Annotated in this window: 6 protein-coding genes and 1 tRNA gene; all 7 read right to left on the reverse strand. The window is 46.2% G+C overall.

Features of this window, described 5'->3' with window-relative positions; all coding sequences use genetic code 11:
* Positions 1-112 precede the first annotated feature (112 nt).
* The 7 genes from zapA to MHB46_RS06975 all read right to left on the reverse strand — a co-directional run bounded on the left by zapA (position 113) and on the right by MHB46_RS06975 (position 12,150).
* Complete coding sequence (zapA, locus tag MHB46_RS06945) at positions 113-2,137, reverse strand: cell division protein ZapA (RefSeq protein ID WP_341161930.1); 2,025 nt, start codon at positions 2,135-2,137, stop codon at positions 113-115.
* A 209-nt stretch (positions 2,138-2,346) separates the two neighbouring features.
* Complete coding sequence (gene pheT, locus MHB46_RS06950; RefSeq protein WP_341161931.1) at positions 2,347-4,794, reverse strand: phenylalanine--tRNA ligase subunit beta; 2,448 nt, start codon at positions 4,792-4,794, stop codon at positions 2,347-2,349.
* A gap of 28 nt (positions 4,795-4,822) precedes the next feature.
* On the reverse strand, positions 4,823-5,854 hold the full coding sequence (gene pheS / locus MHB46_RS06955) for a phenylalanine--tRNA ligase subunit alpha (RefSeq protein ID WP_341161932.1): 1,032 nt from the start codon (positions 5,852-5,854) through the stop codon (positions 4,823-4,825).
* A 449-nt stretch (positions 5,855-6,303) separates the two neighbouring features.
* Positions 6,304-8,154: a ribosomal protection-like ABC-F family protein gene (gene abc-f / locus MHB46_RS06960; protein WP_341163693.1), complete on the reverse strand. Its 1,851-nt coding sequence runs from the start codon at positions 8,152-8,154 to the stop codon at positions 6,304-6,306.
* Between the two features lie 365 nt (positions 8,155-8,519).
* Positions 8,520-9,521, reverse strand: coding sequence for a polysaccharide lyase family 1 protein (locus MHB46_RS06965; protein WP_341163694.1), 1,002 nt, complete (start codon positions 9,519-9,521; stop codon positions 8,520-8,522).
* A 309-nt stretch (positions 9,522-9,830) separates the two neighbouring features.
* Positions 9,831-9,901: transfer RNA gene (locus tag MHB46_RS06970), tRNA-Gly, on the reverse strand.
* Positions 9,902-10,008: 107 nt separating this feature from the next.
* Positions 10,009-12,150 carry a bifunctional diguanylate cyclase/phosphodiesterase gene (locus MHB46_RS06975; protein ID WP_341161933.1) on the reverse strand — a complete coding sequence of 714 codons (2,142 nt, stop codon included), beginning with the start codon at positions 12,148-12,150 and terminating at the stop codon, positions 10,009-10,011.
* Between the last annotated feature and the right edge of the window lie 84 nt (positions 12,151-12,234).

Genomic DNA, 12,234 nt, shown 5'->3' on the forward strand with positions numbered 1-12,234 from the left:
ATTTCGTCTGCCAAAGGACAGCTTTGTGTCATATAACTTCTGAGTGGATACAATAAGCAAACAATCCCCGGCGATGAGCAGCCGGGGATTGCCTTACATTTTTAATCCATATCTACTGATCCTGTTCGATAAGTTCAATCCATTCATTGTACTCCGTTTGAAGTTTAGTGTATTCTTCCTGTAATTGACGTAATTCTGTAGAAATCTTCTCCGTATTTTCCCGATCTACGTCCTGTTGTACTTGTAGTAGACGAAGCTGATGCGCCGCCATTTCATATTTTTGACCCACTTCGTCCAATTCAGACTGCAAGGCCATTCGTTCCTGCTCTATGGACTGCTGTTCAGCTTTCGCTGTTTTGGCAGCTTCAACCGCCAAACGAGTCTCCTCCTGAAGCTGTTCCTTTTGTTCAACGGTTACCGCTATTTCCCGTTCCCAAGATGCAAATTCTTCCTTACGGGCAGCATCTTCAGCTTCCAGACGTTCCGCTTCTGCCTTCAACTGATCGTATTTAAGTTGCCACTCTAAAGATTCTTCCTCAGCACGTTCCAGTTTACTCCGCCGTTCGTGATCTTCCTGTTGAAGCTGCTTAATATTCTGCTCCAGCTGTCCAGCTCGGCTCTTCATGCTTCCATATTGCTCCTGAAGCAATTGATACGCCTTAGCTCCCTCTTGCTCTCGGACTTTGGCTTTCTCAAGCTCATCCTGAACGCGAATCAGCTCAGGTGAAAGCTCCTTGATTCTCGCTTCGAGTTGAACTAGCCGTTGCTGTTGTGAAGCAAATTTATCATTAATAGCTTCGAGCTCAGCCTCTGCGTGCTGTAATTGCTCCTGTATCGCTTCCTTCTGTTCACGTGCTTCCAGCAGGGAGAGCTCCAGCTCATCAACTGCCAACTGGCGTTCTTCTGCGAGTTTCTTCCATAACTTCTCGCTTTCAGCTAGCGTAGCCAGCTCACTTTGCAGTTTGCGAGAAGATACGTGAGCTTGCTCCAGCAGCTTATGCATCCGCCGCTGTTCTTCCTCCAGCTTAGCCGTCTGCTGCTGCGTAGCCTTGGCTTCAGCTTCTAATTGATCATATCGGCTTTGCAGTTCTTCACGCGCAAGCGTATCTGCCTGCTCTCGCTCTATCGCAGCCTGTCGCTGTGTTTCCAGCACAGACTCCAGCTCGGACTGTTGTTGCTTCAGTACTCTTGCTTGTTCTTGAGCCTCTCCCAGACGAGAAGCAAGCTCTGTACTGCCTGCTTGTACTTGTTCTAATTGTTCCTGAAGCTCCTCAACCCGAATCTCCTGCTCCAGTGCAGCTTCATCAGCTCGCTTCTGAGCTTCCTGATGCTGGAGCTTTTCTTCATTCAACGCCAATTCAGCCTGTTTACGTTCCTGCTCCAGCTGCTCATTCAGCCCTGAGCACTTGGTCTGCCATTCGCTTACCTTCTTACTATGCTCTTGCTGCAAAGCAGATCGCAGCTTGTCCAGTTCTGTACGCTTTTGCTCCTGATGAGTCTTCTCTGCAGCTGACAGCTTGGCTTCGGCCTGTTTAGTCGCTTCAGCTACTTCCTTCTTCATCTGCTCTTCTATTTGCCGGATACGGGCATTAGCCGCCTCCTGCTGCTCTTTCAGCTTGCGAGAAGCTTCTTGACGAGACTCCTCCAATTCACGTTTAGCTTGTTTTTGTCCATTTTCAAGTTCAGTCGCTTTTTTCTCCTGCTGTTCTAGCTTTGCCTTCAATTGGGCAATCTCTTTGGCTGATACAGATTCGGTTTCCATCAGCTTCTTCTGCGTTGCTTCCTTTTCTTCCTTTAGTTGAACAAGAGATTGATGCAGATCTGTATTTTTTTGCTGCTGTTCCCCTAGAGCCGTCTGGAGTTGCGCCAGATCTCCCCGGAGTTCTGCTCGTTCCGCTGCTAAGCGGTTCATATGACTCTGAATTTCCTGGATTTGTACAGCTTCTTCTGCCATATGAACCGCAGCCAGCACGGCAATTCGGGGCATATCCAGACGCGAATGAGCTTGAGAAATGCTGTGCATACGCTCATCCACGTAATTGGCAACCTGCTTCATATAATCGGTATTGCTGCCGACGAGTTTATAAGAAGTACCGTAGATCTCTACAGTGACGCGAGTACGATCTGGTGTAGTCACAATTATGCCCTCCTTCAATACTACTGTATGTTGATTCTAAGGTGTGTCCGGTACTATGGTAACCCGCCTTCCGTGAAGCGTTCAACCTTATTAGTCCGGCTTCCCCGCAGCGGGTAAATATCAGAGTAAGAGAGCTTCTATGATGATAGGCCAAAAAGCCGTATCGAACCTCTGTCACTAAGATTCGATACGGCTTCCCGCATTTCCTGCTACTTTCTCAATTCCGCTCCAAAAGTTTGTTCCAGAGACGTAACGACAGGAGTATGCGCCGCATTGATCTCTTCATCCGTCAACGTATGTTCCCAATGACGATAGGTCAGAGAGATAGCTACGCTCTTCTTATCTTCACCAAGCTTACTGCCTGTAAATACATCAAACACTCGTGCATCCTGCAACAGCTCTCCGCCTGCAGCGTGAATAACACGAAGCAGTTCACCTGCCTCAACGTCTTTATTTACCACGAGGGCAATGTCACGTTCCACGGATGGGAAGCGAGCCAACTCTCTGAACTGAATATGAGAGTTGGCGTGTTCAACGACCTGTTGCAACGCAATTTCCGCTACATACGTATCATTCAGCCCATAAGATTGTTGAAGCTCCGGATGAATCTGTCCAATGGTACCGATCCGTTGAGAGTTTCCATTCACATCCAGCCATACCGAAGCAGAACGGCCCGGGTGGTAGCTTTGTGGTTGGTCAGCCACATAACGAATGCTGGCACTCAATCCGAAATAGTCAAACACCGTTTCAAGCGCGCCTTTAATATCAAAGAAATCAACCTTTTCAGCACCAATATTCCATTGTTTTTCACGGCGTACCCCAGTCAGCAGTAGACTAAGCACTTGAATTTCCTGCGGCTGACGGGTTAATGTTTGTTCCTCTGTATAAAATACTGTTCCCATCTCAAAAATCGCCAGATTGTCTTGCTTGCGATTCATGTTGTACACCGCTGTATCCAGCATCTGTGGGATGATACTCGTACGCAAAACACTACGGTCTTCGCTCATAGGCATAGCCAAACGTACCGGATGGCTACCTTCTGTCAGGGCATTAAATAACCCCGTACTCTGCGGATGTACAAAAGAGTAGCTGATCGTCTCCTGCCAACCACCATGAGCCAGCAATCTGCGCAGGGAGCGGCGCAATGATTGCGATGCTGTCAAAGCTCCCGGAGTTGTAGGACCTTCAATCGGTGTGGTCGGGATATTGTCGTAACCATACAGACGAGCTACCTCTTCGATTAAGTCCACGTCAATGGTAATATCTCCACGGCGTGTAGGAACTTGAACTTCCAGTACACCTTGCTCTGCATCGCCACATCCGAAATGAAGTCTACCGAAAATCGTTTTCACCTCAAGCAGCGACAGTTCGGTTCCCAAATATCGGTTTATTTTATCTAGCGACAGCTTGATAATGCGGTTTTCAGCTTTTGCAGACGCTGATTCTACGATGCCCTGGTGTACAGTGCCTCCCGCATAACGCTGAATCAGCGCAGCTGCACGATTCACAGCAGGCACAACAGCGCCTGGATCAACCTCTTTTTCAAAACGCAGACTTGCTTCTGAACGCAGTCCAAGTTGACGGGATGTTTTGCGAACTGTACCGCCGTCAAACTTGGCAGATTCCAGCGCAATGCTGATCGTCGCATCCGTAACCTCGGAATTGGCTCCACCCATCACGCCTGCCAATGCAATGGGTTTCACACCGTCTGTAATCAGCAGCATATACGGCTCCAACTTACGCTCCTGATCGTCAAGTGTAATCAATGTTTCGCCTGCACGAGCGAGTCGAACTTCAATATTTCCATTTTCCAGCTTATCCGCATCAAAAGCATGCAACGGCTGACCGTATTCCAGCATGACGTAGTTCGTAATATCTACGATGTTGTTGATCGGACGAACACCTGCTGCCATCAGACGGTTTTGAATCCATAACGGGGAAGCCCCCACTTTTACACCTGTGATATAACGGGCCGCATAGTGCGTACACAGTTCAGGAGTATCTACCTTCACAGACAGATGATCTGCTGCTGCATCGCTAATTTCAACCAGATCCTTAGCCGGGTCAGCCAGCGAAATGTCACGTCCCAGAATCGCACTCACTTCATATGCTGCTCCGTGCATGCTCAGGCAATCCGAACGGTTGGGTGTCAGATCAAAATCCAGCACCTGATCATCCAGCGCCAGCAGCTTCGTAATTGGCATACCAATTTCAGCATCCTCAGGCAGCACCAAAATACCTTCTTGCAATTCCTTTGGAAGCAGCTTGTCATTCATGCCCAGTTCTTTGGCCGAGCAGATCATGCCCATGGATACAACACCACGTAGCTTGGCCTTTTTAATGTGGAAATCTCCCGGCAACTTTGCACCTACAACTGCAACAGGAACCTTTTGACCTGCATCCACGTTTTTAGCACCACACACGATTTGCAGATCTTCCTCTTGACCTGCATCGACAATACATACATTCAGCTTATCAGCATCTGGATGCTTTTCCTTGCTTTTAACATAGCCGACAACGACACCAGTAATTCCTTGATTGCGCTGCTCGACCTCATCAATTTCTATGCCCGAACGGGTGATTTTCTCTGCTAGATCCTCCGCGCTTACCTGATCCAGCGATACATAATCGGACAGCCACTCGAATGATACTTTCATATGGGTTCACTTCCCTTGATATAGTTGTTTATTGACGCGCAAACTGTTTCAGGAACGACAGGTCACTGTTATAAAAATGGCGAATATCGTCGATACCGTATTTCAATATAGCAATCCGCTCTACACCCATACCGAATGCAAAGCCGCTGTACACCTTGGGATCAAAACCGCCCATCTCCAACACTTTCGGATGGACCATGCCACAGCCTAAAATTTCAATCCATACACGCTCGCCATTTTTCTTCACAAAAGTCACGTCTACTTCAGCGCTCGGCTCTGTGAACGGAAAGAAGCTTGGGCGCAAACGGATTTCGGTCGATTCTCCGAACATTTCGCGTGCAAATTGAAGTAAGGTTCCTTTCAAATCACTCATACGAATGTCTTTTCCAATGACAAGCCCTTCAATTTGGTGGAATTGAAAAGAATGCGTTGCATCGTCATCATCACGTCGGAAAACCGTACCCGGACAGATAACCTTAATAGGCGTTTCGCCCTTCATCGCTTCCATTGCACGAATCTGAACCGGTGACGTATGGGTACGCATCAACAGATCCTCAGTCAGATAAAATGAATCCTGCATATCCCGTGCTGGGTGATTTTTAGGCAGGTTCAATGCTTCGAAGTTATAATAATCCGTCTCTGCCTGTGGACCTTCAGCCACTCGATAGCCCATACCTGTAAAAATATCCTCGATTTGCTCAATCACTTTGTTGAGCGGGTGCAGTCCACCTTGCGGCAACGCGCGTCCAGGCAGCGTAACGTCGATCTTTTCCGCTTGCAAACGCTCATTTGTTTCTGCTTTCGTGAACTCGTCCTGCTTACGGTTAACGACTTCTTCAATCGCCTCGCGCACCTCATTGGCTACCTGTCCAACAACTGGACGCTCTTCCGCGCTCAGCTTGCCCATACCGCGCAAGATTTCAGTCAATGCGCCCTTTTTCCCCGAATATTTGACCCGTAAATCAGCCAGCTCCTTGGGTGTTGCCACCTTCTCCAATACTTCCAGTGCTTCTTCCTTCAAGGCCAGCAAATGTTCCTTCATTTGGATGGTTTCGCTCATCGCCTGTTCAGTCCCCTTTCTTCATTTCCAGCTTTTCAGACAACAAAAAAAGGTCTTTTCTCCCGGTAAGGGACGAAAAGACCGTGGTACCACCCTCGTTAGACAATAAGCTCAGCTCACCCGGCATTCTGCCTTATGGCAACTAGTTACAGGTGATTTTCATGCTATGCATCATCGTCTCGCTCTGCACGTTGTAACGGTCGTGAACCGGTATCCCCTACTTGCACATTCGCCATTCACATGGCGTCTGAGGTTCAAGGAACTGCTCCGGAGCGAACTTCAACAGCCCAGTATTTGCAGAAACGCTCTCAATCCTACGGCGCTTCCTCCCTGTTCAATCGGACACTGTCTACTCTTCTCCATCAAGACATTTTCAAAAATTCGAACTATTGTTCATTATTATATGCAAACTACCGCGCTTTGGCAAGCAGGGCATACGTTTCATTTCTTTAGATATCGAGATCATCCAACCGCTCCAGATTTGCACGAATGCGCCTGATTTCGCTCAACAACTTCTCGTTTTCGTCATTCGTGTCCGTCATTCCCATCAACTCTGTAAGACGCAATTGTAATCGAAGCCGTTCCTCACGCCGCTCCTGGTCTTCTGGCTCCCGTTGACGGCTCCGCTCATCTTCTTGCTTTTCGTCGGCTGTCCCCTCATAGATTTCATATCCGCCCCCCGGCTTCATATCCAGTAACCGAGTTGCCGTGCACCTCACCAGCTCCCGATCATGTGAGACGAGCACCAGGGCTCCATCATAGTTACGCAAAGAATCCTCTACAATTTCACGGGTTTCAATGTCAAAATAATTCGTGGGTTCATCCAGCACCAGCAGATTGGCTCCACTAAAGTACAGACGCAGAAAAGCTACCCTGCATTTTTCTCCCATACTGAGTGTCCCGATCCTTTTAAATACGTCCTCTTTCGCAAAAAGAAAGCAGCCCAATACCGTTCTCGCTTCTGTTTGAGTCATCGTCGGGAGTGCAAGCAGACTGTCCAGCAACGTTTGATCCTCCGGAAGCTGCTCCAGCTCCTGTGAAAAATATCCGATGTTCAACTGTGGGTTGGTTGTGATTTTTCCTGTCTGCGGCTCCAGTTGACCTGTTAATAACCGAAGCAGCGTGGTTTTACCAATTCCATTGGGCCCCCGAACAGCCAGACGGTCTCCACGTGCAACGATCAGATTTAGATTTTTCACAATGATACGGTCGTCGTAGCTAAAGTCAACCTGCTCAGCACGCAGCAAATATTTTGCCTGAAACCCGCTGTCACTTAATTTCATGTGCAAAGACGCAGCCTCACGCGGTTGCTCTACTCTATTGGCTTCCAGTCGCTCCAGTTCCTTCTCCTTCGCATGGTAACGGGAAATATTTTTTTTAGCCTTGGCCTTATAAAAGCTCTGCGTAACGGCCATCTCAACCTTGGATGCGCCACGATGCGCCTGATGAAACCATTCCCTGTAATTTCGAATCGTTTCCTCCAGCGCCTGTTTCGCCAGCTCCTGCTTCCGATAGTTGGCTTCCTGCTCTCGCAGTTCTCGCTCCTTTTGCGCTTTATATTCCTTATAGCCGCCTTTATAGCGCCCAATACCTGTCGATGTGAGCTCAACTATACTCGTAGCCACCCGATCTAAAAAGGCTCTGTCATGCGATACAAACAGCAGTGTTCCCGGATACGTGGACAGCCACTGCTCCAGCCAAAGCAAGCTTTCGGCATCCAAATGGTTGGTCGGCTCATCCAGCACCAGTAGCTTCGGCTGTCTGACCATGAGTCCGGCTAATCGCACTCTCGTCTTCTGTCCGCCACTCAGGTCACCATAAGCAATAGACCACGTCTGGACAGGCATTCCCATTCGAGTGAGCGCCTTTTCCACCTCAGACTCCCAGGCAAAGCCTTGCAGGCGTTCGTATTCATCCATCAGCTCGCCGTAACGCTCCAGATGATTCTCCATATCCTTCCCAGCATCGGCTAGGTCAGCTTCCAGCTGTCCCAACGCTTGCTTGAGAAGCCAATGCCGAGGGCTGGCCTGCTGTGCGGCCTCCAGTGCGGTTCGAGACCAATCCACCGTATCCTGCTGCTTCAGCCAGCCCCGCTCTTCCAGTGGCAAATCATGCTCTACTTGGCCAGAGGTTGGCGCTTCATCTCCCAGCAATATTCGCAATAGCGTCGTTTTACCTGCTCCATTTCTTCCAAACAGTGCGAGCCGTTCTCCTTCCATCACATCCAACGACACATTCTCAAATAAAGATGTCCCGTTCCAATCCTTTACTACATTGCGAATACGCAAAATCGTTCTCATACCGATCATCCTTTCCCAGTCCGGTTTTTTGACCCCGGAAGCAATAAAAAAAGCCGCAGAAGGCTGCGGCTTGCATACAAGGAATATAGAATGACTGTTATGAATCGTCTCAGAACATACGCTTATGAAAAATAATACCGTAAACGAATAAGCCAAATCCCGTTCCGGAATAAACGCATACGTCCCTATATTCATTTTCAGACACACTTCTCCCGTTGCAGCTTACAGCCGCCTGCCAGTAACTGTGCAGTTAAGTGGGAAAATCAGTGTGCTTACTTCATCGGACGTATGGTTACCTTCCTTTTCATGGGATACTTACTTGCAGTCAGTATAGCAGATCACAGCACATTTGCAAATAACCCGCGTTATTTTCCAAATACCAAAGTTGTATTGGACGAACCTGCATATTTCGTTACAAACTCTTTAGTATATTCAGGAGTCTGAACCTGATAGCTATAGTTTTTGCTTGGATTCCAGCTGGTTACACGCGATTTTTGGTTGTTGATGGCGGGAAAACTCCCCACATCTTTAAACTCGCCATTGGCTTTATCATCAAGAATACCGCCCTTTTCACTACCTTTTCCAAAGTAGTTGTACTCAGAATAGATTCTTGCATTCGTAGCAATGGTGTAAGCAAGCTGGAAATTATTAATATAATTATTTTTAACATGGAAATATCCATATCTCATAAGCCCTGGGCCACGTACAAGTAAGTTTTCAAAGTAATTATTGGCGATCGTGATATGGGGCATGCCATCATAATTTTTATTGCCATCATCAGGATATCCCAAAATGAGACCATATTTATGATTAGCAAATTTGGAGTTACTAATGGTTACATAATCAGCCGATTGGCCTATGTACAAAAGTTTGTCCAGATCCGAACCATTCGCATTATAACTGTGACCTGCAAATGTAACATGATCAATCCAATAATTTGTACCTGCAGTGAGATAAAGTTGGATGTCATCGTTACCATTAATGTTGGCACTGTGCTCAAAAGTTAAATTTTGAAAGATCACATTTCCCGAATTATTCGTTGTTTTCAAATGAATGTTAACCAGCTTGTTTTGAGCATAAGAACCAATGAGTGATTTGTTGGAACCAATGTTGACCACGGTTTTAGAGGAGGCAGAAATATTTTTTTCGATTACCAGAATTTTAGGAGTTGAATCCCCTAACTGGTTTTTCAAATCGTTTAGATTATTGATATAGATGATCTGACCGCCTTTTCCCCCCGTTGTGGCAGGCTTTGTAGCTCCATTTTCACTTTTAGCTTGTCCGGCAAAACCAGTCATTCCATTCGTCGACGTATTTGGAAAATCAACAGCGGCGAACGTAGAACTTGCTGAAAAAGTAAACAGCATCAAAGTTAATGCTAAAAACAGAAAAGAAATTTTCCTCATTGCAGCTACACCATCCTTTTTTAAGTTAAATCCCGACAATGCGACTATACTTATTTTTTAGTAATTGGTAAATAGTTCTTTTTATCTGTTTATTTATAGCATCTAAGCTAAATATTTTATATTTTATTTTGTGTAGCAATGTAAAAATAGTTCGTAAGAACGCAAAAAGCCGTGATACCCCGTCGGCACCCCGGCTATAATGCATTTATCTAGCTCCAAACAAAACAAAAACCCTTGCGTCACAAGGGTTCTGAACTTCTTAAAACAGTAAGCGGGTGATGGGAATCGAACCCACGCTATCAGCTTGGAAGGCTGAAGTTCTACCATTGAACTACACCCGCATTTTATAACATCTCGATTCTTATGTATGACACGCTTAACCTATCGTCAACCAGCTGAATCAGGATGTTATTTAGTATAACTTACCTTTCAGCAAAATGCAAGCATACTACATACTATCCTGAGCCAGCCAATTCATAGGTTTACGTAAAAACAATTTTTCAAAGACTTCTGCAGGAATGGGGCGACTAAAGTAATATCCCTGACCCTCATGACAATCCTGTGCCTGCAAAAAATGAAGCTGCTCCTCATTTTCCACTCCTTCAGCCGTAACCTTCAGCTTCAAATGGTGAGCCATGGAGGCAATAGTAGATACAATTGCCGCATTTTTGCTGTCGACCAGTACCTCATTTACAAAGGAACGGTCAATTTTTAGACGATCAATCGGGAGATTCTTCAAATAATGCAATGAGCTATAGCCAGTTCCAAAATCATCAATACTGATTGCAACACCAATAGCCTTTATTTTTTTCAACTGTTCAAAGGCCCGATCCTTATCAAAGGTCATACTTTCGGTAATCTCAAGCTCTAGATAGCGTGCTTCAAGTTCCGTATAGGTCAAAATGCCCCGAATGACATCCACCAGCTTTTTTTGCTGAAATTGGCGCATGGATAAATTGACCGAAATCGGGATGGGTGGGTACCCGAGCTCCTGCCATTGCTTATTTTGCAGACAGGCCTCCCTTAACACCCATTCCCCCAAGGGCACAATTAAACCACTTTCTTCAGCCACCGGAATAAAATCGCCCGGCATCACCATCCCACGATGAGGATGATTCCATCGCACCAGCGCCTCCAAACTCGTTAGCTCACCACTTTGCAGGTGGACACGTGGTTGATATACCAATGAAAATTCCTCATTTTCAAGTGCTCGCCGCAGATCATTTTCCAGCTGGAGTCTTTCATGCGCTCGCATCTGCATCGCGCTAGCATACCGCTGAAAATTCACTCCCTGCTCTTTGGCACTATGGACAGCCGTATCCGCCTGCTGAATAAGCTGTTCGCTCTGATTCGCATCCAACGGGTATAAAGCTATACCAACGCTCACCATCACATGATAGGATTCGCCATTAATATCGAAAGGCTGATCGAACAGCTTCACCATATCATCAATACGATTTCTCATAGCATCTGTATCTTCGTATCCCGTTAGAAGAAAGGCAAATTCATCTCCGCCCATGCTAAAGACAGCTTCCCCTTCATGGCTAAAATGCCCCAAGCGTTCGCCTACCGCATACAGCAAATAATTCCCTGCCATATGTCCAAGCGAATCATTAATCGCCTTGAAACGATCAATATTTAGCACTAAAAGCGCTACTGTCTCATCCGATTTCAATGATTTGCGCAATATTTTATCTAAGCGTTGGGAAAGGCGACGACGATTGGGGAGTCCTGTTATATCATCATTATAGGCAATGTGATTAAACTCAGATTCTGCTGCCTGCTTTTCACGATAAGGAACCAGAACCATCAACCGTACCAGCCCGCTCAACATATTATAAAATGCTATCGCGTTGGTCAAAAGTCCCAAAAGGTGATTGATATCACTCATTTGCTCAGCAAATAAATAGAACAACTGACTCACAACACACAGCCCAATCCCACGAACAATAAGCAACATGCCCAACTCTGCCGGGCAGGCTTTCCGATATTTTCTCACCCCGAAAATAAAAGTGAGCACAAGCAGTAACATGACAGCCAGATTTAACGTCCAGCCCAGGTTGCCTATTTCGTATCGTATACGTAGATCCGGTAAGCCTGTACCAAATGTCTTAATAACTCCTAGAATCAGCAAAGTGCAGCCTATCCCCGCCCACAAAGCCACTGTTTTGTATTCAGACTTCGTCTTGCTAAACGGGAGTAAACAAACACATAAGAGCAAGACAGCGGTAAAGGCACGATTTACAAATAGCAGCCATAACGAAATGCCCGAAGACAAAGCAAAGTCCGTCAGGCTTACGAAACTAAACGAAACAATATGAACAAGGTAAAGCAGACCAGCCACCAAAAACGTAGGGGCAATAAGAAGTCTCTGCAAGGATAACTGTTCCAGTAAAACGGACCAGGATTGATAAAAAATAGAAAAACAAATCGCAGCACAAGAAAATCCTACAATCGGATATAACAAGAAAAAAACATTATCGGAGTATATCTTATTCAAAGTTACGTGAAATAACTGAACCAAGACAAACAAAACTATCGAAGCAATGCCGATACCTATCGTTTTTTTTATTTCCAGCCGTATACTCATTCAGCCTCTTCAGCCCCCTGCATATCGGAGATTCCGATCATCTAAGACGTTTGACAGCTTTGGAAGCCGTTGTTTAAGTCTATA

Source organism: Paenibacillus sp. FSL H7-0703 (genome assembly GCF_038003485.1).
GTDB lineage: Bacteria > Bacillota > Bacilli > Paenibacillales > Paenibacillaceae > Paenibacillus > Paenibacillus polymyxa_B.